18 protein-coding genes are annotated in these 22,713 nt (G+C 73.1%); 12 read left to right on the forward strand and 6 right to left on the reverse strand.

The window, feature by feature from the left end; translation table 11 throughout:
- The first annotated feature begins 105 nt into the window (after window positions 1-105).
- From WMF22_RS01635 to WMF22_RS01655, 5 genes are all read left to right on the forward strand, one after another.
- Entirely contained in the window at window positions 106-1,746 is a 1,641-nt protein-coding gene (locus tag WMF22_RS01635) for a tetratricopeptide repeat protein (protein ID WP_438034629.1), read from the forward strand.
- Between the two features lie 479 nt (window positions 1,747-2,225).
- Window positions 2,226-2,798: a hypothetical protein gene (locus WMF22_RS01640; RefSeq protein WP_438034630.1), complete on the forward strand. Its 573-nt coding sequence runs from the start codon at window positions 2,226-2,228 to the stop codon at window positions 2,796-2,798.
- A gap of 1 nt (window position 2,799) precedes the next feature.
- The gene (locus WMF22_RS01645) at window positions 2,800-4,035 is read left to right on the forward strand and encodes a matrixin family metalloprotease (RefSeq protein ID WP_438034631.1); all 1,236 of its coding nucleotides are present in this window, start codon (window positions 2,800-2,802) and stop codon (window positions 4,033-4,035) included.
- Between the two features lie 400 nt (window positions 4,036-4,435).
- Window positions 4,436-4,888 (forward strand): hypothetical protein, encoded by a 453-nt coding sequence (locus WMF22_RS01650; RefSeq protein ID WP_437297389.1) that lies wholly within the window; start codon window positions 4,436-4,438, stop codon window positions 4,886-4,888.
- Between the two features lie 245 nt (window positions 4,889-5,133).
- Window positions 5,134-5,961, forward strand: a complete 828-nt coding sequence (locus tag WMF22_RS01655) for a hypothetical protein (RefSeq protein WP_437301519.1) — start codon at window positions 5,134-5,136, stop codon at window positions 5,959-5,961.
- Window positions 5,962-6,033: 72 nt separating this feature from the next.
- On the opposite strand, the gene WMF22_RS01660 is transcribed toward WMF22_RS01655, so the two are convergent.
- Window positions 6,034-6,390, reverse strand: a complete 357-nt coding sequence (locus tag WMF22_RS01660; protein ID WP_438034632.1) for a hypothetical protein — start codon at window positions 6,388-6,390, stop codon at window positions 6,034-6,036.
- A gap of 120 nt (window positions 6,391-6,510) precedes the next feature.
- Here WMF22_RS01660 and WMF22_RS01665 point away from each other — a divergent pair, with 120 nt between their 5' ends.
- Window positions 6,511-7,101 (forward strand): Uma2 family endonuclease, encoded by a 591-nt coding sequence (locus tag WMF22_RS01665; protein WP_437297391.1) that lies wholly within the window; start codon window positions 6,511-6,513, stop codon window positions 7,099-7,101.
- Between the two features lie 191 nt (window positions 7,102-7,292).
- On the opposite strand, the gene WMF22_RS01670 is transcribed toward WMF22_RS01665, so the two are convergent.
- Complete coding sequence (locus WMF22_RS01670; protein WP_438037227.1) at window positions 7,293-7,703, reverse strand: tyrosine-type recombinase/integrase; 411 nt, start codon at window positions 7,701-7,703, stop codon at window positions 7,293-7,295.
- A gap of 158 nt (window positions 7,704-7,861) precedes the next feature.
- Between WMF22_RS01670 and WMF22_RS01675 the strand changes: the two genes are divergently transcribed.
- Window positions 7,862-8,452: a Uma2 family endonuclease gene (locus tag WMF22_RS01675; RefSeq protein ID WP_437297392.1), complete on the forward strand. Its 591-nt coding sequence runs from the start codon at window positions 7,862-7,864 to the stop codon at window positions 8,450-8,452.
- 77 nt (window positions 8,453-8,529) lie between these two features.
- Window positions 8,530-8,799: a hypothetical protein gene (locus tag WMF22_RS01680; RefSeq protein WP_437297393.1), complete on the forward strand. Its 270-nt coding sequence runs from the start codon at window positions 8,530-8,532 to the stop codon at window positions 8,797-8,799.
- A 32-nt stretch (window positions 8,800-8,831) separates the two neighbouring features.
- On the opposite strand, the gene WMF22_RS01685 is transcribed toward WMF22_RS01680, so the two are convergent.
- Window positions 8,832-9,260 carry a hypothetical protein gene (locus WMF22_RS01685; protein ID WP_437297394.1) on the reverse strand — a complete coding sequence of 143 codons (429 nt, stop codon included), beginning with the start codon at window positions 9,258-9,260 and terminating at the stop codon, window positions 8,832-8,834.
- Between the two features lie 203 nt (window positions 9,261-9,463).
- Here WMF22_RS01685 and WMF22_RS01690 point away from each other — a divergent pair, with 203 nt between their 5' ends.
- Entirely contained in the window at window positions 9,464-9,733 is a 270-nt protein-coding gene (locus WMF22_RS01690) for a hypothetical protein (protein ID WP_437297395.1), read from the forward strand.
- A gap of 380 nt (window positions 9,734-10,113) precedes the next feature.
- Here WMF22_RS01690 and WMF22_RS01695 read toward each other — a convergent pair whose 3' ends face one another.
- Complete coding sequence (locus tag WMF22_RS01695) at window positions 10,114-14,853, reverse strand: sigma 54-interacting transcriptional regulator (RefSeq protein ID WP_438034633.1); 4,740 nt, start codon at window positions 14,851-14,853, stop codon at window positions 10,114-10,116.
- 12 nt (window positions 14,854-14,865) lie between these two features.
- Entirely contained in the window at window positions 14,866-15,780 is a 915-nt protein-coding gene (locus WMF22_RS01700) for a hypothetical protein (protein ID WP_438037228.1), read from the reverse strand.
- A gap of 336 nt (window positions 15,781-16,116) precedes the next feature.
- Between WMF22_RS01700 and WMF22_RS01705 the strand changes: the two genes are divergently transcribed.
- The 3 genes from WMF22_RS01705 to WMF22_RS01715 are packed head-to-tail and all read left to right on the forward strand — an operon-like array spanning window position 16,117 to window position 19,066.
- A complete protein-coding gene (locus WMF22_RS01705; RefSeq protein WP_438034634.1) occupies window positions 16,117-17,268 on the forward strand; it encodes an alpha/beta fold hydrolase in 1,152 nt (383 codons plus the stop codon).
- 42 nt (window positions 17,269-17,310) lie between these two features.
- Window positions 17,311-18,531, forward strand: coding sequence for a GNAT family N-acetyltransferase (locus WMF22_RS01710; protein ID WP_438034635.1), 1,221 nt, complete (start codon window positions 17,311-17,313; stop codon window positions 18,529-18,531).
- 13 nt (window positions 18,532-18,544) lie between these two features.
- On the forward strand, window positions 18,545-19,066 hold the full coding sequence (locus WMF22_RS01715) for a J domain-containing protein (RefSeq protein ID WP_438034636.1): 522 nt from the start codon (window positions 18,545-18,547) through the stop codon (window positions 19,064-19,066).
- 21 nt (window positions 19,067-19,087) lie between these two features.
- Here the strand turns inward: WMF22_RS01715 and WMF22_RS01720 are convergent, their stop codons facing one another.
- Window positions 19,088-22,408: a protein kinase domain-containing protein gene (locus tag WMF22_RS01720; RefSeq protein ID WP_438034637.1), complete on the reverse strand. Its 3,321-nt coding sequence runs from the start codon at window positions 22,406-22,408 to the stop codon at window positions 19,088-19,090.
- Between the last annotated feature and the right edge of the window lie 305 nt (window positions 22,409-22,713).

A 22,713-nucleotide genomic window follows, 5' to 3' on the forward strand; every position in this document is an offset into this window, starting at 1 on the left:
CACGGCCGGGGTGTGCGGGGCGAAGCCCACGGGCCCGCGCCCGGTTGCGTGAGCGACAATGTCTCCACGAGCGGGGCGCCGGCGCGGTATGCTGTTCCGCCTGGCATGCGTCGCCTTCCCGAAGTCCAGTCCGAGCTGAGGGGAGTGGACGGCGATCCTCCCACGCAGCGCTCGTTCGACAGCGTGACGGATCGCTGCACCCCGCGGAGCGGATCGCTGGCCGAGGTGCTCGGCGAGGGGGTGGTGAGGGGGCCCCGTTCGAGCGCGGCGCCTCCGAGCCTCAACAGCACCCCGCCGGAGGCGCGCGGCCACGCGCTGCGGGAGCGCGGCAACCTGCTCCTCCGGCGGAACGACTACGTGGGCGCCGCGCGCGACTACGACGAGGCGCTCGCGCTCTTCCGGGCGACGGGCGACGTGCTCGGGCAGGCCCAGGTGTTCATGGATCGGGGCGCGCTGCGCCTGCGGGAGGGCGTGCCCGTGCAGGCGGTGCGCGACTACGACGAGGCGCTCACGCTGTTCCAGGCCGCGGGCGATCGCGCGGCGGAGGGCGACGCGCTGAGGGCGCGGGGCTTCGCGCGCGCCGAGGAGGGTGATCTCGGCGGCGCTGTGTGCGACTACGACCTGGCGATCCAGCTCTTCCTGCAGCTCGGCGATCGCGAGCCGCTCAAGCCCCGGGCCGGGTCGCGCGGGGCGGGCGCCGACGCGGACGTCTCGGGCCCCTCGGAGCCGCCGCGCGCCCGCCCTCACGGCGCCGCGCACGGGCGGGCGCTCAAGGCGCGCGGCGATCTGCGGGTCCGGCTCCGCAACCTGGCGGGCGCGGCGCGCGACTACAGCACCGCGCTCGCGCTGTTCCAGGACACGGGGGATCGGAGCGGGCAGGCCAGCGTGCTGAAGGCGCGGGGCGACATGCGGTTCGGCCAGGACAACGTGACGGGCGCCGCGCGCGACTACGACTGGGCGCTCACGCTCTACCAGGCGACCGAGGACCACCTCGGGCAGGCCGGCGCGCTCAAGGCGCGCGGCGATCTCCGGGTGCGGCAGGGGGATCTGGCGGGCGCCGAGAAGGACTACGACCACGGGCTCGAGCTGTTCACGGCGACGCGCGACGTCCTGGGCCAGGCCGCGGTGCTGAAGGCGCGGGGCGATCTGCGCTCCGTGCAGGAGGACCTCGTGGACGCGGTGCGCGACTACGACCGGGCGCTCGCGCTGTTCCGCACGGGCTTCGAGCGCCGCGGGCAGGCCGCGACGCTCAAGGTGCGGGGTGATCTCCGCCGCAAGCAGTTCGAGCTGGTGGCCGAGCTCGTGGGCGTCGCGGCGGCCGACGCGTCGGACCTGGAGGAGGCGCTCTCGGACTACGAGCAGGCGCTCGCCCTGTTCGAGGTGCTCGAGGACGGCGCGGGTCAGGCCGGCGTGCTGCGGGCGCGGGGCGACCTGGCGCGCATCCAGGGGGATCTCGCCGGGGCGCTGTCGCTCTACCTCGGCGCGAAGCGGCTCCTGGACGTGTCGGGCAACGCCGCGGAGCTCTCGGCGACCCTCGCCGAGATCGCCCGGACGCACGCGCTCGCGGGCCGCGCGGCCGAGGCGCGCGCCGCGGCGGAGCAGGCGCTCGCGCGGGCCGATCGCGCGACCAGCGCCGAGTGCCGCGGGCTCGCGGAGGCGGTCCTCGCCGGCCGCGTCGTGGCCCGGGACGAGGCCTTCGCGAAGCGCGACTCCAGGGCGCCGAACGGCCTGAAGCGGTTCGACTGAGAGAGGCCCTGAGCCGCGCGGGGCGCGGAGGGCGCCCGGGCGAGCCTCCGCGCGCCTGGGCCTCCGCGCGCCTGGGCCTCCGAGGGCGGCGCGGCGCCGCGCCGGGGACCCGCGCGCCGCTCCCGGCGAGCGAGGACAGCCGTCGATGGCGCTGATGGCGAGTCGACCCGATCGACGGACAACCATCCTGACTCCGACCGATGCTGCCGAGAGCCGGGATGACCCGATAAGGGGTATCTCCTCCCCGAGAGCTCCGGAGTGCGCCGTCTACGTGTACGGCACAAATCCAGGCGCACCACGGCGCGGCTCGTAATGCCCGCTTCCGTACATGTCGGCATGGCATCGCGCCGCGGTGGGATGATCCGCCGTCACGACAGACGGGCAACTCCACGGCATCGCGAGCACGTTGCAGCGCTGTTTCCTGGTTGGCCGGCGCGTGCGCTTCGGGATAGAAATGAATGTCTTAAGGAGTCATCTACATGAAGAGAGGCTTGAAAGCAGTGCTCGCCCTGTCCGCCGCGCTCGCTCTGCTAGGCATCGGTGCGCCTGCGGACGCGACGACGGCCGTCCTGCTCTCGCGGGAGGAGCTCGTGCGCCAGTCGGCGACGATCGCGCGCGTGATCGTCGGCCGATCGTACACGACGGAATCCGATGACGGAAAATCGATCGTGACCCGCACCGAGCTCACGATCACCCAGCCGCTCAAGGGCGGCGCGGCGGACAAGGGGGGCTCGAAGATGATTGTGCTGGAGCAGATGGGCGGGACCTACAACGGCAAGACACAGCGGCTGCTCGGCGACGCCAGGCTCTCGCCTGGCGAGGACGCGGTGGTCTTCCTGCGCTCGGGCGACAAGGGGCGGTGGCACCTCACGGCGCTGGCGCTGTCGGCCTATCACGTGGACAAGAGGGGCATGGCGCGGCGCATCCTCGATGGGCTGCACCTCGTCCGGCGGACCGGAGCCGCGCTCGTGCCCATCGAGGCGCCCGTCGAGGAGGTCGAGCCCATCGAGAGCCTCATGACGGACGTCGTGCGCATCGCGGGAGGGAAGTGAGGTGAGGCGCCGCGTCGCCCTCGCCGCCCTGCTCGGCGCCGCCTCGTCCCTCGCCGTGGCCCGTGAGGCCGCCGCGTGGACGCCGCTCGATGACGTGGTCCCCCGCTGGGGCAAGCTGCCCGTCACCTACTACATCAACCGCTCGACGATCCCGGGCGAGATCTCCGCCTTCGCCGTCGACCGTGTCGAGACCGGGTTCGAGGCGTGGTCGAACGCGGGGTGTACGGCGTGGCAGGTCGACTTCCTCGGCGACACCACCGATCGTTACAACTACAACGACGGCAAGAACGTGTTTCAGTGGATCAGCTCCTCCTGGCCGAACATGCTCGGCGACGTCAACTCGGTCATCGGCGTCACGATGCCGGTCTGGAGCCGCGACGGCGCCATCGTGGACGCCGACATGGTCTTCAACGACGTCGGGTTTTGCTGGAACGACACCGGCAACAACGGCTGTGTCGACACGCAGTCGATCGCCACGCACGAAGAGGGGCATTTCCTGGGCCTCGGCCACTCCGGCGAGCGGACCGCGACGATGACCCCTTACTATGTCGTGGGCTCGTCGATGCGCACCATCGAGCAGGACGACATCGACGGCGTGTGCGCGCTGTATCCCATCGGCGGGACCACGGCCGCGAGCGCCTCGAGCGCTGCCACCGGCGGAGCCAGCAGCTGCGATAGCTGCTCGAACGATTCGCTCGCGGACACCTGCAGGGCGCCCTATGACGCGTGCGGCGCGTCGGACGCGTGCCGGAGATTCATCGGCTGTGTCAACGCGTGCGAGGACGACGCGTGCGTCGATCAATGCATGAATGACCATGCCCAGGGGGCCGGCATGTATATCCGCATCCTCGAGTGCATCTGCGGGGAATGCTCGACCGAGTGCTCGACCGAGTGCGTTGGCCTGGATGGCGGCGGCAGCGGCGCCGGCGGCGCCGGCGGCAGCGGGGGTGATGGCGGAGCGGACGGCAGCAGCGTGTCGACCTCCTCCTCCTCCTCCTCCTCCTCGGCCGGCGGCGGATCGACCGTGGGCGCGACAGTGAGCTCGTCGGTCGCCTCGAGCGGCGGGGTGGGCGGCGCGGGCGGCGCCGATCCGGGCGACACGCCGAAGAGCGGCGAAGAGGAGTCTGGCAGCGACGCCGGGTGCTCCTGCTCGACGACCAGCCGATCGGCCGATCTCGGCGGCGTCATGCTCCTCGGCGTGCTCGGCGCGCTGGCGTCGCGACGGCGCCGGCGCTGAGCGTTCGATCGCGGGGCGTGAGGGGGAGCACCGGCCCCCGAGGCGGCGCGGATCGCGTCTGGGCCTGCCGCGATCTTCCGGGCCAGAGAGCACCTGAGACGACACCTGGTGGAGGCCCGCGCCGTCGGCGTGGGGGCGCTGACCTCCACCGCGCCGCGCGGGCGCCCGCCGGCGCGGCGCGGTGGAGCGCGAAAACCCCGAGATAGGCTGTCTTCCCCGCGGGTGCTGGGGCGCCGGGCGGCGGCCGGAAGCGCTCCGACGATCTGGCCCGCCGGTTGCTCTATCCGGATGCGACGCCGCGAGACAGCGACGAGGGACGCCGAGGCGAGCTCGAGCTCGCCAAGAGGCCGTCGACACGCGATCTCGCGAGCGCGAACACCCGACCAAAGGACACACCACCATGAACATCAAGAACCTGCTCCTCTGCTCGCTCATCTCGTCCTTCTCGCTCGTCGGCTGCATCGCCGAGCCGCTCGAGGGCGACAGCGTCGATGAGGGCGCCAGCGACGCCGCCGAGGTCGTGGGCGAGGGCGCAGAGGCGATCATCGGTCCTGGCGGCGACGACGGCGGCGGCGGCCCGGTCACGAAGACCGTGAACCTCTCCTGCTCGATCACCTATCCCAGCATCTTCAACCCGAACGCCGCGATCAAGAACACCTCGCTCCTCGGCGTTCCGGACTCGGCGAAGATCACCTTCACCGTCACGCACTACTACGGCGATCCGGGGCCCACCACCCGCTCGGTCACCGGGCCGCTCGCCAAGGGCCAGACCAAGCTCGTCCCCCTCACGCACCCCGGCGCGCTCGACGCTTACGGCTGCACCGCCAAGGCCACCTGGACCCTCCTCGACTGAACCCGCGGCGGCAGACCAGCAGCCCTGTTGCAGGGCCAGGGCGTCGCCGCGCACCGAGCCCCGATGTCCCGAGGCGCGCGTCCACGCGCGCCTTCGCGGCGCCCGCCCTGGCTCCCGATCTCCACGAGGGCAGCGCTCGACACGAGGGCAGCGCGCGACGTCTTACCTGCTCCTGCCTCTCCCGCCTCGCTCCAATTCTTGTTTTGCCAATTGACACAATAGAAAATCGGGCTACCTTGAAGCTCGTGACAGCGCCAGGCCGCCCGCGCGGCAGACCGAGGAAGGATCCGCAGCAGCTCGCGACATGGGTCCCGCCCGAAGGCTGGTCACGCCTCGTCGCGTGGATCTCGCCGGAGGAGCGGATGGCGCTGAAGCGCGTCGCGCTCGAGGCGAGCACCTCCGTCGCGGAGCTGGTGCGTGCCCTGGCGAGCGGGCTCGCTGGGGGCGTCATCACCCCTGACGAGCTGCTCGGCCAGGTACGAAAGGGCATTCAGGTCATGGAGAAGATTCCGACGATTTTCGATCGCGGCGACGACTTCAAGGTGCTCCCGAAGCCGCGGGAGGGGTGCGAGTGGGTCTTCGCGGGCGAGGGCCGTCCCACCGAGAAGCTCGACGGTACGAACGTGCGGTTGACCCTTCGCTCGGGCCACGTGGTCCGGGTCGAGAAGCGCAGGAACCCGAGCAAGCTCCAGAAGCAGCAGGGAATCATCGACGGCTGGTACGTCGACGCCGACGAGCACGGTCCGGAAGACAGGTGGATCTTCGAGGCGGTTCGCGGGACGGAGTTCCAGGGCTGGCCGGACGGCGAGCACTCGGCCGAGGCGCTCGGACCGAGCATTCAGGGCAACCCGCTCGGGCTCGCCAGGCACATGGTCGTGCCGTTCAACCTCGAGATTCCCGTCTACGATGACGTCCCGAGGACCTATGACGGCCTCCGCGGCCTGTTCCAGCACCTGGAGAGCCGCTTTGCCCCGGGCCACCTCGCGGAGGGAATCGTGTTCCACCACCCCGACGGCCGGCGCGCCAAGATCAAGCGCAAGGACTTCCCCGGAGGGGCCGGCAAGCCGCGGTGAGGCGCCGGCCGATCGGGGCGCCTCTCCGCCGGGATCGAGGCTGCTCGCGATTCGCGCCCGTACCGTGGGCGCTCAGCGCCGCCGCCTGCCGCGCGCTGGCTTGCCGCTGCCTCCGCGGCGCGGCGCTGGCTTTTCTCCACCTGGGCGCTGGGCCGGCTTCTCTCCACCGGGGCGCTGGGCCGGCTTCTCTCCACCGGGGCGCTGGGCCGGCTTCTCCGGCGGCGCCTCCGTCGTCCGGACGACGAGCAGCGCCCGCCCGCGCTCGAAGGTCGGCGTCACGCTCACGTAGCCGTTCTCCCGCGCGAAGCCCGCCGTGTCGCCGCGGTGCTCATCCATGTACCGGCTGAACCGCGTCCAGAGATCGCGCGCTTCCTCGTCGGCGAGGGGCGCGCCGTCGATGGAGGCGGCGAGGTTCGAACGATCGCTCACGTGGATCCCGTGGCCGGGATGATGCGCCGTGAAGTGCGACGTTTCCAGGGGTTAGTGGCGGGTCGACGCCGCACGTCTCGCCGCCTTGCCGCGCCATCCGCCCCCGGGCAGGCTTCGCCCATGGGCCAGCCCGCCGAGAAGCCGCGCCGCGCGACGTACGCCGACCTCGAAGCTGTCCCACCGAACAAGGTGGCGGAGCTCGTCCGCGGCACCCTGCATGTGTTCCCCCGGCCGGCGCCGCGGCATTCAAGGGCGGAGAGCGCGCTGCAGGGGGAGCTCTTCGGCCCGTTCGACCGCGGCCGCGGCGGGCCCGGCGGCTGGACCATCTTGGTCGAGCCGGAGCTGCACTTCCCCGAGCCGGACGCGCCGGGCGAGATCGACGCGCTCGTGCCCGACCTCGCCGGCTGGCGCCGCGAGCGCATGCCCGAGCTGCCCGAGACGGCCTATTTCGCGCTCGCCCCGGACTGGGTCTGCGAAGTCTTGAGCCCGTCGACCGAGGACGTCGACCGCGGCGAGAAGATGCCCATCTACGCGCGCGAGGGCGTGCGGCACGCATGGCTCGTCGACCCGATCGCGCGGACGCTCGAGGTCTATGTGCTCGGCCAGGATCGTCGCTGGGGGTCCGCTGTCGTCCACCGCGACGCCGCACGCGTCCGCGTCGAGCCCTTCGAGGCCATCGAGCTCGATCTCTCGGTCCTCTGGGCGAGGTAGCCGGCCAGCTTCGCCGCCGCGCCCCGCCCCGCGCGCGGCCCCCGGATCACTGGATCCCGTATCCGGATTGTGGGGGTGCGAAGTGCTGCATTTCCCGGGTCTTTTCGAGGATCGGAGCCCGCCGATCACGGCAGCTAGGTGCCCGTGGGTCTGTCCTGCGCGTCCACCTTCGGGCGTCCCGCCCCCCTCCGTCAAGGGGCCGCCCGGCCCATCCGCCGGCGCCGGCGCGAGCTCGGGGATCGCGCCGGTGATGTCGGGGAAGGGCTCGATCCGCACTCGACGTCCTGCACGACGCGCTCGCCATCGGCCGGGGCGCCGCACCGCGCGCGCCAGGCGCGCAGCACGTTGACCAGACCAGCGGGGATCTCGAAGAGCTGCGGCACGCCGTTCTTAGTGATGAGGGCGGCGAGCATGGCGCGGGTGATGTCGACGTCCTTCCACTTCAGCGCCATCAGGCTCGACTTCCGCAGGCCCGTGTAGACGGCGAGCGCGTACAGCACGCGGCGTCCGATCGCGATCTCCACGGACGCGAGGAGCGCGAGCACCTCCGCCGGCAGGAGATAGGCGAAGAGCTTCGCCGTCCCCTTCGGCGGGCGGTCTATGCGTCTACCGCGTCGCGTCTGGAGCGACGTGCCGAGCGCTGGCCACGGCGAGGGCGTCGCTCGGGCGCGCCCTTTCGGCCTGACACCGCGCCGAGGCTTCGCCCTGGGCGGGCGGTCGCCATCTTGCCCCGCTGCCCGCCCCCGTGCAGGCTTCCGCCATGGGCCAGCCCGCCGAGAAGCAGCGCCGCGCGACGTACGCCGACCTGGAAGCCGTCCCGCAGAACAAGGTGGCGGAGCTCATCGGGGGCGTGCTGCACGTGATGCCGCGGCCAGCGCCGCGCCACGCGAACGCCAGTTCTGGCCTGATCGGGGAGGTCCGCGGCCCGTTCCAAGGCGGCCGCGGCGGCCCTGGGGGGTGGTGGATCCTGAACGAGCCCGAGCTGCACTTCCCGGACCCAGCGGCGCCCGGCGAGGTCGACGTGCTCGTTCCGGATGTCGCTGGCTGGCGCCGCGAACGGATGCCGGAGCTCCCTGAGACGGCCTACTTCTCCCTCTCGCCCGACTGGGTCTGCGAGGTGCTGAGCCCGTCCACGGAGAAGGTCGATCGGAACGACAAGATGCTGATCTACGCGCGCGAGGGCGTGCAGACGGCGTGGCTCGTCGACCCCATCGAGAGGACGCTCGAGGTCTACTCGCTCGTCCCGCATCGGGGCTGGGCCGCTGTTGGGACGCACCGCGGGGCGGCGCGGGTTCGTGTCGCGCCATTTCAGGCCATCGAGCTCGATCTCTCGGTGCTCTGGGCGACGTGACCTGCAGCCGCGCTGACCCGGGCGCTCCGCTCGCGGCGAGGGTGAGGAGCGGCGCTGCGTCGTGGTAGCTTCGCCGCATGATCCTCCCGCCCCAGGATGCCGAGATCGTCGATCCGCCCTACCCCGGCGTGACCGCGAGCATCGAGCCGCCGGATCCCGGCGTCGCCTGCATCATCGTCAATCCGCCGAACCCCAACGTCACCGCGAGTCCCACCCATCCGCGCGACGGCGTCGAGATGACCGTCTCCGACCCGAGCCCCGACGTGGCCGTCATCGAGCCGCCGCATCCGCACGTGCATGCGCTCGGGCTCGCACTGGCGGTTGCCGTCGTGGCCCTGCGTCGATGAGCGCCCGGCCGGCGCGTCGGTGACGTCGGCGTTCAGCTCGTGACGTGGCGGCAGAGCTCGCGCGGGCGCCCGTCGCCCCGCGGGCCGTCAGTGCGGCTGCGCTTCGGGGCTCGCGTGCGTGTCGAGGGCCGCGCCTCCCGCTCTGCTCCCGCTCGTGCCTCGGCCGGAGGGCTGTCGCTCCCGATGCCCGGGGCGGGCAGCGGCATGCCGTGCGTGGCGGCGGCGAGCTCGTCCCCGCCGGTCGGTGCGTCGAAGGGCGGCGCGCTCATGCTGTTCCCCTGGTGGCGGTGTTGATCGGCGCGCTGCATGGCGGCCTCGAACTCGTCGCCTTCCGGCGCTGGCTTCTCTTGCGCCCGCGCGGCGTAGTACCGATCGAGCTCGTCCGGCTCGACGTCGTAGTACTTACCGGCCTTCTGCGCGGCGAGCTTGCCCGCGTGGATGTCGGCCAGCACGGTGCGCATCGGGAGAGCGATCCTTTCCAAACGACCTTGGCGGGGACACCAACGGCGCGCAGGGCGCGCATCGCGAGCTCCTTCGCGTCCTGGAGATCGCCAGGAGCAGAGCCGAACTCGCCCTCCATTGCGTCCATCACGCCATCGTCCCCAAGGTCGAATATCTCGGGGAAGACACGCGCGCCCCTGAGCACCGCCCACCCTATGCGCACGTGGGGCTCGACCTCGAACACCGGATCGGGAACCGGGTGCCTGTCGATCGGCTCGTGGATGCGACCGAGCGCCTGAACAAGCCAACAGGCGAACTCGCCTCGTTGCGCGACGTCCGTCGTTGCGCCGTCGAAGTTCCTGTCGCTGTTGGCTTTCAGGTACTCGACAGCATGCTTGTGCATATGTTTGAGTACAATATCGTCACCCTTGTCGAGCGCTGCGTGCATCGCCCACAGGATCTCATGCACCGTTATCTGCGGCTCCCTTGGTAGGTCGTAGGCGCTAGGCGATCCGGCTTCGTGTGCGAGTTTTACGAGTTTCACACTGAGCTCGTTGAGCCTACGCCGCAGCGAACAGCCTCGCGAGCGCGGTGAGCTGTGCGCTACCACGGGCGCTCATCGTCTCCGCCGGGCGCGCTCGGTCGAAAGGCGAACGACATCGGCCGTGTCTCGGGAAGGCTGCTCGGGTGCCGCCAAGAGCTTGCCGAGCGCCTCGTTTGCCACGCGCGCGGCCTCGACGCCGTCGGCGGCGAGCGCCACCCGGACCAGCTCGGTCAGCTGCCCCAGCAGGCCCGCACGGGGCGAGCTTGTCCCCGACGCGCCCGACGGCGCCGTTGCCGGTCCCGCGCCCCACGCCGAGCGCGGCCCCGGCGTCACTGGATCCCGTACTCCTTGAGGCGCCGGTAGAACGTCCGGCGCGGCAGGCCCACGACCTGCGCCGCCTTCACCCGGTTCCAGTTACAGCTCGAGAGCGCGACAAGGATCCGCTCCCGCTCGCTCGCCTTGTGCGCATCCAGCGACGTCTCGACGCGGTGCGGGTCGCTCGACGGCGGAGCCCGGCCCGCGCTCGCGGGCGCCCCGCCGCCAGAGAGCGCCCGCGGCGGGGGCGCGGCGCCGCCGTCGAGCGAGCCCCGCAGCGACCGAGGCGCCGCGTCGGGGAGCTCGAAGTCCTCGCTCTCCAGCTCGGGGCGATCCGACAGGACCCACGCGTTGAGCAGCACGTTCTCGAGCTGCCGCACGTTCCCGGGCCAGGTGTACGCCGACAGCCGCTTCAGCGCGGCGCGGGACACGCTGCGGCGATCGCGGCCGTAGCGCGCGGCGAAGATCCCGAGGAAGTAGTCGATGAGCAGCGGGATGTCCTCGATCCGCTGGCGCAGCGACGGCACCCGCACCTCGACGACGTGCAGCCGGTAATAGAGATCCTCGCGGAACGTGCCCCTCGAGACCATGTCGGCGAGATCCCGGTGCGTCGCCGCGATGACCCGCGCGTCGACCGGCTCCTCCCGCGCGCCGCCGACCGGACGGACGACCTTCTCCTGCAGCACACGCAAGAGCCCCGCCTGCATCTTCTGCGGCATCTCCCCGATCTCGTCGAGCAGGATGGTGCCGCCGGTCACCTCCCGGAAGAGCCCCTTCCGGTCGCGATCGGCGCCCGTGAACGCGCCGCGGACGTGCCCGAAGAGCTCGCTCTCCAGCAGGTGCTCCGGGATCGCGCCGCAGTTGACGCCGACGAACGGCTTCTTCGCCCGCGGGCTCGCGTTGTGGATCGTCCGCGCGACGACCTCCTTGCCCGTCCCGCTCTCGCCCGTGATCAGGATCGGGATGTCCGTGTCCTTCACCCGGTCGATGAGCGCGTACACGCGGCGCATCGCCTCGCTCGTGCCGACCAGGCCCTCGTAGCCGAAATGGCCGCGGATCACCGCGCGCGCCGAGCGCAGATCCCGCCGCGTCGCGGCCAGCTGCGCGGTGCGGTGGCCGAGGAGCTCCTCCAGCTTGGCGCGCGCCGCGCGCAGCTCCTCGTTCGCGCGCTCGAGCTCGCGGGCGCGGCGCTCGTTCTCGCTCACGAGGCGCGCCGTCTCGATCGCGATCGCGACCTGATCGGCCAGCGCGCTCAGCGTCGGGAGCTCCACCTCGAACTTCGCCGCCGCGCTCAGCCGGGTCTCCAGGTACAGCGCGCCGATCACCTGCCCGCTCCGCTGCCGGATCGGCACACACGCGACCGACTGCAGCATGAGCTGGTGCACCGAGACGTAATCGCTCATGCGCGCGTCGTCCCGCGCGCTCGCGGTCACGACCGGCTCGCCCGTGGAGATCACCCGCTCGGCGATCGAGCTGGAGAAGCGCGCGTGCGGGTCGTCCCCGGCCTGGTCGCGCGAGGCGTGGATCGAGAGATCGACCGCGCCTTCGCCCGCGACCTGCTGCAGCTCGTCGCGCGGCGGCCGCTGCAGGATGATGAACCCGCGCTCCGCCTGGAGGAGCGCGATCGCATGATCGGTCACCTTCGCCAGCAGGCGCGTGAGATCGTGCTCGCCGGCGATCTCGCGGTTGATCTCGAGGACCCGCGCCAGCCGGTCCTCGCCCTGCGGGGGCGCCGCGCCCGCCTGAGCCGTCGCGCTCTGCTGGGTGAACGGCACCGTGCGGCTGCTCATCAGCTCGAGCATCGCGGCCGCCCGGATCTCCTTGCGCCGGGAGTCGTTCCAGAACACCTCCCGGAGGTCGCGCGGCAGCTTCGAGGCGATCTCCTCCAGCGTGATCAGCGCCTCCTCGCGGTCGTGGCGCGCCCGGATGAGGTGCCCCCGCTCCGTCTCGAGCTGCGCCCGCGCCTCCAGCGCGCGCCAGATCCAGTCGCGCTGGCCCGCGGCGCGCGCCGCGTCGAGCGCCTCGTCGTACGCCGCCCGGGCCCGCCACTCGTCGCGCGCGACCGCCGCGACGCGGCCGCGCGCGAGCGCGAGCAGGGCGCGGTGGGCGCCGGTCGTCCCGAGGCGCTCCGACGCCACGTCGATCTCCTCGCCGAGGGCGCGCGGATCCGCGCCGGCGCGCGCCACCGCGAAGAGCACGCGCTCGAGCCGCGCCTCGACCCCGTCGATGCGCCGGCCCATGGCCTCGTACGCCTCGGCGCACTCGAGGCAGAGCCGCTCGGCCTGCTCGAGATCGCCCGAGCGCGCCGCGTGCTCCGCCTCGAGCGCGAGCAGCTGCGCCTGCTGCTGCGGCGCGAGATCCGCGCGCTGGGCGGCGAGCGCGTCGAGCGACACCCGGGCCCGCGCGAGGCGCCCGAGGTAGAGGTCGAGGTTCGCGAGGTTGAGGAGCGCCTGGCGGATCGTCGCCACGCGGCCGGAGCGCCGGCCCAGATCGACGGCGGCCTCGAGGTGGCGGATGGCCGCGCCGAGGTCGCCCTGGAGCTTCGTGAGCGCGGCGAGGTTCAGGCGGGTCGTCGCGAGCGTGCCCGCGTCGCCGGCCTGCTCGGCGGCCGTGAGCGCCTCCTCGTAGACCGCCTTCGCCTCGCTGAGGCGGTCGTCCCGCTGGAGCGCGAAGGCGAGCGACACGAGCGCGACCGACAGGATCCGCGGCTCTCCCGTGAGCCGCGCGAGCCGGACCGCGTGCTCCAGCGTGCGCTTCGCGTCCTCGTGCCGCGAGGCGAAGCTCTGCGCGAGCCCGCGCGTCGCCACCGCCTCGGCGACGATCGCCTCGGGCGAGGCGCCGAACGCGGCGGCCGTCGCGAGCTCGGGGCGCGACGCGCCGGTCAGCTGCGCCTCGATCTTGAGCGGGCCCACCCGCTCCACGGCCTCGCCCGCGCGGCGCTCCGCCTCGCCGTAGTCGCCGGCGCGCACGAGCGCGCGGGCCATCTGCAGCGACCAGAACGCCGCCAGCGCGTGATCGTCCGAGGCCTCGACCTGGTCCTTCACGCGCCCGAGCTCGGCGAGCGCCCGCGCCGTGTCGCCGCGGTTCATGGCGAGCCGCGCGCGCGCGAGCGTCAAGGCGGGCACCGCGGCGGCCGAGCCGTCGCCCTCGTGCCGCCCGAGCGCCTCCGCGGCCGCGTCGAAGTGGCCGCGGTCGAGCAGCCGGTGGATCTCCGCCGGCGGCAGCGCCGCCCCCTCGGCGCCCGCGCCGCCCGGCCCGGACGCCACCGCGCTCGTCGGGGGCGCGTCGAGCAGCCGATCGACGTCCTCGGTCGACGCGACGGGCGCGCGCGCGATGCACGCGACGATCTCGCGGATGCGCCCGGGCCACCGCCCCGCGCGCGAGACGACGTGCGCCGCCACCGCGTCGCTCAGCGACGGGATGGTGCGCTGCACGAGCTCGCGGGCGACCTGCTCGTCGAGCGGCGCCATCTCGAAGCGCTCGAACCCGCGGCCCAGGCGCGCGGGTGAAGGCGCGTCGTCAGCAGGCACACCGCGCGCACCGCGCGCGCCGCGCGGTGCGCCTGGCCCCCGGTTCGCGCCGCTCTCCGATGGATCCCCGAGCACGAGCACGAGCTTGCCGCCGGCCTTCCGCACCTCGTCGAGCCGCTCGATCGCCGCGTCGCCGAGCCGATCGGCGTCGTCGACGAGCGCCGTCACCCGGCCGAGATCGTGCTCCGACAGCTCGATCGAGAGCGCCTCGCGCGGGTCTGCCACGCGGGCCGCCTCGACCCACGCGACGGCGTAGCCGCCGACCTCGAGCGACCACGCGATGCGCCGGAGCAGCGCGCTCCGCCCGGAGGCGCGCGGGCCCTCGATCGAGAGCCCGCCGCCCGCGGGCAGCGCCATGATCTGCGCGAGCAGCCGCGTGGAGGGCGCGTCCAGCCCGACGATGGGCCAGACCACGGCGCCCGCGTCCGCGTCGGGCCGCGCGCCCGCCTCACCCGGCCTCGCGGCCTCCTCGTCCGGCCCGGAGGGGAGCCGCGCCGCGCGCCGGAGCGCGTTCGAGAGCTCGTCGGCGCTCGGGTAGCGCGCGTTCGGGTCCTTGGCGGTCGCCCGGTCGACGACCCCCTGGAGCGCCTCGACGACCTTCGGGTCGCGCTCGCCCCCGCTGTCGCGGAGGGCCTCGGCGAGCGTCGCGCCGAGCGCGAACACCTCGGCGCGGACGGTGAGCGGGTCGCCCTTGAAGAGCTCCGGCGCGGCGTAGCGGGGCGTGAGGCCCACGGGCCGCGAGCCGTCGTCCCGGAACGGCGCGGCGAGGCCGAGGTCGACGAGGGTGGCGCGGCCGCCCTCGCCGACGATGATGTTCGCGGGCTTCACGTCGCCGTGCAGCAGGAGCGCGCGGTGCAGCCGCGTCAGCTGATCGGCCGCGTCGGCGATGGCCGCGAGGTTCCTGGCCAGATCGTGCTTGCGCGCGAGCAGATCGGCGAGGCTCGCCCCCTCGACGAGCTCGCGCACCATGAAGGGCCGCCCTGACGCGGGCAGCCGGCCGAAGCGCAGCACGCGCGGCACGCCGAGGCCCTCGACGCCCGACAGCGCCGCCGCCTCGCGGACGAGCGCGAGCACCTCGGGCTCGTCCGCCTCCTCGCCGAGCGTCTTCAGCGCGGCCGTCTTGCCGGTGAGGCGGTCTCGCACCGCCCACACCTCGCCACCACCGCCCTTTCCGAGGGCCCCGATCGGCTCATAACGCGGCGGAAACAGCGGACGCGACGTCACCTCATCCCTCGATCAGAGGCCATATCCCGCGGACAGCCCGAAGAACAACCCTGTGATGGAGAAGCCGGCGTCGAGCCGCGTCTGGAGCTGCTTGATAGGCTTGTACCGGAAGCTGAGCTGCGGGAACGAGATCCACGGGAACACCGACGGCTTGGAGCCTCCGTTGATCCAGCTCGGCTCGTCGTAGTCGCCGAAATGCTCGTTGGAGCCGTCGCAGAAGCCGCCGATCGGGCCGGGGCACTTGCTCCACGAGCCCACGTCGTCGGGGTCGAGGCGCGACGGGTTGTTCGGGTACGCCTGCGCGCGGTAGAGGTCGCCGAAGACGACGCCGAGCCCGACGCCGCCGCCGATCAGCAGGGAGAAGCGGCCCTTCTCCTTGTCGAGCGGGATCTCGTAGAGGAGATCGGTCGTGAAGTAGACGAGCTTCATGGTGCTCGACACCATCTCCCAGGCGTCGTCGCCGTCGTTCTTCCCCTTGAAGAGGAAGGGATCCATCGAGTAGTCCGCGTAGGAGATCGCCAGATCGATCTCGAGCCCATCCCTGCGCGTCGAGAGCTCCGGGCCGAAGGTGAACACGTTCACGCTCGACCCGCCGTCCGCGAAGAGGTTGATCATCGCCTTCGGCACGATGAGGTTCCGGAACCGGAGCCCGGCGAACCGATAGGTCTTGCCCTCCCGCTCGAACGGGGCGTTCTCATCCGCGGCCTCGGGCGGCGCTTCCTGCGGCTCGCCCTTCTCGCCAGGCGCCTTGTCGTCCTGCGCCTTCTCGTCCGTGGCCTGCTTCTCGGCGGCGGGGGAGTCGTCCAGCTTGCCTTCGGCGTCGTCCTTGGGCTGCGCGCCGGCGCTCGACGAGAAGCACACGGCGCCGAGCAATGCGGCGAGCGCGGCGGCCCTTGCGTGCACCCCGACCGCGAGCTGCCGACCCATCTTCACGTGGTACATTGTAGGTCACCTAGCGATGCGTAAGTTCAGGGCCGGGCTCCGCGCCCACGGAACGGGCGCGCCGAGGCCTGCATCGGGCTCTCCGCGCGCCCCGGTGGACCGGGCTCCAGCGAGGGGAGGGTACACGAGACGCAGCGCCGTGTGACGCCCGCGGACCGCCCACGGCGGAGCTTTTTCCACGACCGCGCGCCAGAGCGCGCCTGCCCGTGATCGCCGTCGGTGACCGTGCGTTGTTGGCGCGGCAGGGCCCCCCGGCGGCGGCATTGCTGGCGGACCAAACGAGGTTGCACACAGCAAAATAATCCGCAATAGACGGAAAGGATGATCCTGCATCAGGCCCAGGTCGAGCAGACGATCGACCGCGACGAGCGGGACAGGTTCATCAAGGAGCTCGTGGTGGTGCGGGTCCGCAGCACCGCGCACGAGTCGCCGCCGGCGAGCCGCGGGATCGAGGGGGCGCGCGCGCCGGGGGTGGAGGACGCGGAGTCGGTGGAGCGGGACGTGCCGCTGGCGATGATCCGCAAGCGGAGCGCGCGGCTCCGGGGCACGGTGGCGAGCGTGCTGCTGGTCCACGGGTACGGCCAGAACCGGTACATCTGGCACCTGCCGTCGCGGAGCTTCTCGAACTACCTGGCGCGCGCGGGCTTCGACGTCTTCAACCTGGACCTGCGGGGGCACGGCCGGTCGCGGCACCTCGGGGCGCGGCGGCCGGCCCACGTGACCGATTTCGTCCGCGAGGACGTGCCGGCGGCGATCGAGGAGATCCGGCGCATCTCGGGCCCGCGGCCCGTGTACCTGATCGGCCACTCGCTCGGGGGGCTCGTCGGCTACGCGACGGCGCCGACGATGGGGGACGCGGTAGGCGGGATCGTCACGCTCGGGAGCCCGTACCTGTTCACGCACGGGTCGCGGTCGCTCGCGCTGCTCGGCCGGCTGATGCTGACGGTCGACCGGCGCGTCCCGCTCGGACAGGGGGCGCTCCCGCTGTCGGCGTGGGGCGAGCCGTTCCGGTTCGTGCGGGCGTTCGTCGAGAGCCCGATCTTTCCGCTGCCGATCCGGGGGTTCGTGCCCGGCTCGATGGAGACGCGGGTGCTCACGCAGCACATGTCGCTGGCGATGGACAGCGGCAGCATCACGGTGCTCCGGAACATGTTCCTGGACGCGGCGGCGTCCCGGAAGAGCGGCCACCACATGGGGAGCCTCTTCGGCTACGCCGAGCGCTTCGAGCAGCTCGATCTGCCGCTCCTGGTCATCGCGGGCACGCACGACGACCTCGCGCCGCCGGCGTCGGTGAAGCCCGCGTACGATTTCAGCCGCTCCTCGGACAAGACGTACCGCGCGTTCCCGCGCGGCCACCTCGACATCGTCGTCGGCCGGGACGCGCCGCTCACGGTGTGGCCGCTCATCGAGGCCTGGCTGAAGACGCGCATCCGGCGGGCGGCGGCGAGGGAGCGCGAGCAGCTGAGCGCGTAGGACGCCGCGCGAGGGCGCCGGCGCGGCTGCTATCGTAGGCGGATGACCATCGAGCTGCGGCAGCTGGGCACCGAGCGGTACGACGAGTTCGCCCATCCGATCCTCACCGCCTTCGGCGCGCTCGTGAACCCCGAGCGCCAGGAGGCGATGAAGCGGCTCCAGGAGCTCACGTTGCGGCTCGGCGCGTATGACGGCGAGTCGCTCGTCGGGGCCGCAGGCACGTTCTCGCTCACGATGACCACGCCGGGCGGCGCCCTCCCGGTCGCCGGGCTCACGGCGGTCGCGGTCATGCCGACGCACCGCCGCCGCGGCATCCTCACGCGCCTCATCCGGCGGCACCTCGACGAGGCGCGGGCCGCGGGGCAGCCGATCTCCGCTCTCTGGGCGACGGAGGGCTCCATCTACGGCCGCTTCGGCTACGGCCTCGCGTCGCAGGCGTGCTCGATCTCGATCGAGCGCGATCGCAGCGCGTTCCGCGGGGAGGCGAGCGCGGAGGGCCGGGCGCGGCTGCTCGGCGAGGCCGAGGCGCTCGAGGCGTTCGCGCCGGTCTGGGAGCGCGCCCGCCCGCTCGTCCCCGGGATGCTGGCGCGCTCGGAGGCGTGGTGGCGGGGCCGGCGGCTCTGCGACAACGACTTCATCCGCCACGGGGGCGGCCCGCTCCAGCGCGTCGTGATCGAGGTCGACGGGCGCGCCGAGGCCTACGCGCTGTACTGCGTGCATCACCGGTTTGACGCGTCCTCGATCCCGATCGGCTCCGTCCGCGTCATCGAGGCGATCGGCGCCTCGCCGCTCGGGACGAGGCTCGTCTGGCGGTACCTCTTCGACATCGACCTGGCGCAGCGGATCGAGGCGAGCCTGCTGCCGCCCGATCATCCCCTCGGCATGCTCCTCGTCGAGCCGCGGCGGCTGCGCCTCACGGCGAGCGACGGGCTGTGGGTGCGCATCGTGGACGTCGAGGCCGCGCTCGCGGCGCGCGCCTACGGCAGCGGCGAGGCGCTCACGCTCGAGATCACCGACCGCGATTGCCCCTCGAACGCGGGCCGGTTCCAGCTCGACGGGGGCGAGCGGCGCGCGATGCGGACCACGGCGGCGCCGGACCTCCGCCTCGACATCACGGCGCTCGGCTCGGCGTACCTCGGCGGCGTCTCGTTCCGTTGCATGGCCGACGCGGGCCAGGTCGAGGCGCTCTCCGGAGGCGCCATCGAGCGCGCGGACAGCCTGTTCCGCGCGGCGCGCGCCCCGTGGTGCCCCGAGATCTTCTGAAGGCCAGGCCCCGATGACGCTCCCGCTCCGCGGCGTCTACGCGGTGACCCCGACCCGCCGCCGCCGCTTCCTGTGGGCCGCCTGGTGGACGGCCGAGCCGGCGCGCGAGCCGTTCCGCCCTCCGGACGCGAGCCAGGGCGGCGCGCGGACCGTCGAGGAGGCGCGGGCGCAGGCCGAGCGCGCGGCCGGGCGCCCGCTCGTCGAGATCGCGCCGGCGTGGGCGACGGCCTGGACGCGCGTCCTGCGCGGCGAGCCCCCGTGGCCCAAGCCGCGCGCGCGGCGGGAGGCGCCCCCGCCGCCGCCACCCGGGCCGTCGCGCCGCGCGCCGTCGCGGCCTGCGTCCGCGCGTGGCGCGTCGCCGTTCGCGGTGCTCGGCCTGGCGGAGGCCGCGAGCGCGGACGAGATCCGCCAGGCGTTCCGCCGGCTCGCGCTCGTCACGCACCCCGATCGCGGCGGCGACGCCGGCGAGTTCATGCGCGTCAAGTGGGCCCACGACGAGGCGATGGCCAGGCTGTCGCGGCCTAGACGCAGGTAGCGCCGCTGCGGGGATCCGGGGCTAAGGGTGGCTCGCCGCGGCGACCTTCCGCGCCTCGTCGAGGAGCGGCGCGTACTCGCGCGCGAGCAGCGGGTTGCCGCGGAGCGCCTCGTCGAGCGAGGCCCCGGCGCGCTGGGCCAGATCCAGGCGCGCCGCGCGCTCGCGCTCCGCCTTCGCCCTCAGGAGGAGCAGCGCGCCCTTCCTGGCGCGCCCAAGCGGGAAGCCCGGGTCGATGGCCAGCGTGCGCTCGATCAGCGCGAGCCCCGCCTCGACCTCCGAGCGCACGTCGAGGAGCCCCGGCCCGGTCAGGGCGGCGCGCTGCCGGTGGACCTCGGCCAGGCTGCCGAAGATCCTCGGATTGTCCCCGTTCGCCTCGAGGGCGCGGAGCAGCGAGCGCTCCGCGGCGTCGAGCGCCGCCGCAGGGCTCCCGCCGCGCGACGCGGCCCACCGCGCCGAGAGCAGCTCGATGTTCCCGAGCGCGAGGAGCGCCCCCGCGTGCTGCGCCCTCGCGGCCACGATGGGCTCGATCGCGCCCCTCGCCGCGCGGAGCGCGGCCGTCGGATCTTCCCCCCGGAGCAGCGCCCCGTGCGCCGCCTCGATGCGCGCGAGGCCCGCACCCTGCTTCGCCTCGAGATCGTCCGGGTTGAGGCGCGCCGCCGCGCCGTACGCCTCGATCGACCGCGCGAGCGAGAGCTCCGCGCTCCCGCCGGTGAGCCGCTCGTGCCGGCCCTGGATCAGGTAGGTCAGGGCCAGGTTGTTGTAGGCGCGGTAGCTGTCTGGGCGCCGCCGCAGGGCCGCCTCGAGGCTGTCCTTGGCCACGTCGAGCGACTCCTCGGGCGACGCCCCGTGGTCGAGCTCGTACTGCGCGCGCCGCGCGTAGAGCCAGCCCTGGTTGAGGAGCGGCGGCATGTCGTTCGGCGCGATCTCGATCGCCCGCTCGGCGTACGACGCGCCGATCTCGAAGAGGGGGAGGGGATCGGCGCCGCGGGACGCGGCGTACTCGGCCATCATGCCGTAGGCGATGGCGGCGTCGTTCCACGCCCAGAAGGAGTTCGGGTCGAGCGCGAGCGACCGCTGCGCGCTGTCGACCGCGCGGCCGAGCGAGGGCCACGCGTCGAGCCCCACGGCGCTCTCGTGCGACGCGAGGAGGAAGAAGCTCGCCCCCATCGCGCCGTGCGCGGTCGCGTCCGACGGATCGCCCTGGGCCGCTTGCTCGCTGGCCGCGACCGCCTCGACGAGGTCCGACCTCGGGTCCGAGCCGCGCGACAGGGCGCGCCTTCCGCGGTGCACGAGCGCCCAGGCCTTCTTGGCGAGCGCGCCGCTCGCCCCCGGGCTCGCCCGGAGCGCCTTGTCGCACCGGGCGATGATCTGCGCGACGACCTCCTCCGCGTCTCCGCCGCGCTGCGCCTCGATCAGCATGATCTCGCTCAGGGCGCGCGCGGCCGCCTCGTGGACGTCGGGATCGCTCTCGGCCATCTCCGCCGCGGCCTCGTACGAGGCGACGGCGCCCCAGAACTCGACGAGCGCCGCCGCGTGCTCCCCGAGGTCGCGCGCCGCCGTGCCCTTCGCGAGCAGGATGTCGCCCTCGAGCTTCTTCGCCTCGTATTCCCAGGGCGATCGCGCGAACGCCAGCCGCGCGTCGGCGAGCGCCTCGTCGAACCGCCCCTCGTAGAGCGCGATGAGCGCCACGGCGTACGACGGCGGCTCCGCGGCCGATCTCACGCTGTCCCTCAGGTACCTGAGCGCCGGCTGCTTGTGCCGCTCCTCGAGCTCGAGCTGGTGCGCGGACCGCTCCCCCTTGTCGGCGAGGCGCCGCGCCCGATCGAGCCCCTTCAGGTAGAGCATGCCGTGCACGAGGCCCGCCGCGAATTTCGCGTCCCGCGCGGCGTACCCGCTCGCGAGCGCCGCCTCGAGGTGCGCGAGCGCCTCCTCGGGCTCGTGCAGCGCGAGGTGCCCGCGCCCGAGCGCGTAGCGGCCAGGGCCCTCGACGAGATCGCCCGTCGTCTCGCGCATGCCCTGCATCTTCCGGTCGATCTCGCCCAGGCGCGCCCGGATGACCTCCTTTTCCCGCGACACCTCGTGGAGGGGGAGCGCGTAGGCGTAGCGCATGAACAGCTCCATCTCCTTGACGTCCTGACCGAAGCCCTCGGCCAGGGACGCCACGCGCGCGGCGAGCTCGGCCTGACGCGCGGCGGCGAGCTTCGCGCGGAGGGCGACGGCGCCCGAGAGCGCGAGCACGACGAGCGCGACGGCGGCCGCCGCGACCGCGAGCCTGTGCTTCCTGGCGCGCTTCAGGGCGCGGTAGCCGATGCCCATCGGCCGCGCGTCGATCGGCTCCCCCTCGAGGTAGCGCTCGAGATCGAGCGCGAGCATCTTCGCGGAGTCGTACCGCCGCTGCGGCTCCTTCTCGAGGCACTTCATCACGATGGTCTCGAGATCGACGGGGATCCGCTTGTCGATCTTGCGCACCGGCGCCGGCAGCTCGCGCGCCACGCGGGCGATGAGGCTCGTCACCGAGGGGTCGACGAACGGCGGGCGCCCGGCGAGGACCTCGTAGAGCGTGGAGCCGAGGCAGTAGACGTCCGTGCGGCGGTCGAGCTGGCGCTGGCCCCCGGACACCTGCTCGGGCGCCATGTACGCCGGCGTCCCCTCGCCGCTCGCCGTCGCCCGGGCGTCCGCCGCGGTGTCCCTCGCGAGCCCGAAATCGAGGAGGTAGGGGCGGAAGGCGCCCTCGGCGGTCCGCTCCACCAGGATGTTCGCCGGCTTGATGTCGCGGTGGATCAGCCCGAGCCGGTGGGCGGCGTGCAGGCCGTCCGCGACGTCGGCCACGATCTTCACCCGCTGCTCGAGGGACAGCTGCTGCGCCACCCGGTGGAGCGGCTGGCCGTCGATGTACTGCATGGCGATGAACGGCTGGCCCTGCGCCTCGCCCACCTCGTACACCTTGCAGATGTTCGGGTGCTCGACCCGGGCCTGGGCCCGCGCTTCCCAGATGAAGCGCTGGGCGAGCTCCGGATCGTTGCCCCGTATCAGCTTGAGCGCCACGTACCTGTGGAGTCGCGGGTCCCTGGCCTTGTAGACCGTGCCCATTCCCCCTTTCCCGATGAGCGACTCGCACTCATACCGATCCCAGTTGCGGATGGGAAACCTGCTCGGCACGCGCGACGAGGGCGGCTCGACGCACTGGAACACCGTCTCCTGCGCGGCGCCCGAGCTCCCCGGCGGGGCGGAGCGGGGCGGCCTGCTCTGGGGCGCGATCGAGACGGGGCGGGACGTGGGCTCCTCGCTCGCCGACCACGCGGCGTTCACACTCTCCGGGCCCGCTCCTCCCATTCGGCTCATGACTCGGACCCTTTTCAACAGCGAAGGTGGAGCCCCCCAGCGCATGGCCTCGAATCGCCATCATCCCGGACCGCCCGGCCGCGTGCCAGTGAGCGCCTCGCTTCAGGCGTGAGCTACGAGCGATATGCCAGAACTGTCACCCAACGGTAAACCTGAGTTTACGTCCATGTCAACACCCCGGACTGGGCCTGTCGCCGTGAGGGGGCCAGGGTGCGATGCGCTCGACGCGGCGATCGGCGTGGGGCGGGAACGGACGGCGGGCGCGACGGTGAGCGACGGTCAGCGACGGTGAGCGACGTTCAGCG

This window comes from Sorangium sp. So ce204, assembly GCF_051526795.1.
GTDB lineage: Bacteria > Myxococcota_A > Polyangia > Polyangiales > Polyangiaceae > Sorangium > Sorangium cellulosum_B.

Excerpts from the sequence above, each read along its gene's own strand:
- WMF22_RS01705 (WP_438034634.1), top strand. The coding sequence starts at position 16,117 with ATGATCCTGCATCAGGCCCAGGTCGAGCAGACGATCGACCGCGACGAG.
- WMF22_RS01715 (WP_438034636.1), top strand. The coding sequence starts at position 18,545 with ATGACGCTCCCGCTCCGCGGCGTCTACGCGGTGACCCCGACCCGCCGC.
- WMF22_RS01640 (WP_438034630.1), top strand. The coding sequence starts at position 2,226 with ATGAAGAGAGGCTTGAAAGCAGTGCTCGCCCTGTCCGCCGCGCTCGCT.
- WMF22_RS01665 (WP_437297391.1), top strand. The coding sequence starts at position 6,511 with ATGGGCCAGCCCGCCGAGAAGCCGCGCCGCGCGACGTACGCCGACCTC.
- WMF22_RS01685 (WP_437297394.1), bottom strand. The coding sequence starts at position 9,260 with ATGCGCACCGTGCTGGCCGACATCCACGCGGGCAAGCTCGCCGCGCAG.
- WMF22_RS01635 (WP_438034629.1), top strand. The coding sequence starts at position 106 with ATGCGTCGCCTTCCCGAAGTCCAGTCCGAGCTGAGGGGAGTGGACGGC.
- WMF22_RS01680 (WP_437297393.1), top strand. The coding sequence starts at position 8,530 with ATGATCCTCCCGCCCCAGGATGCCGAGATCGTCGATCCGCCCTACCCC.
- WMF22_RS01700 (WP_438037228.1), bottom strand. The coding sequence starts at position 15,780 with ATGGGTCGGCAGCTCGCGGTCGGGGTGCACGCAAGGGCCGCCGCGCTC.
- WMF22_RS01675 (WP_437297392.1), top strand. The coding sequence starts at position 7,862 with ATGGGCCAGCCCGCCGAGAAGCAGCGCCGCGCGACGTACGCCGACCTG.
- WMF22_RS01650 (WP_437297389.1), top strand. The coding sequence starts at position 4,436 with ATGAACATCAAGAACCTGCTCCTCTGCTCGCTCATCTCGTCCTTCTCG.
- WMF22_RS01720 (WP_438034637.1), bottom strand. The coding sequence starts at position 22,408 with ATGAGCCGAATGGGAGGAGCGGGCCCGGAGAGTGTGAACGCCGCGTGG.
- WMF22_RS01710 (WP_438034635.1), top strand. The coding sequence starts at position 17,311 with ATGACCATCGAGCTGCGGCAGCTGGGCACCGAGCGGTACGACGAGTTC.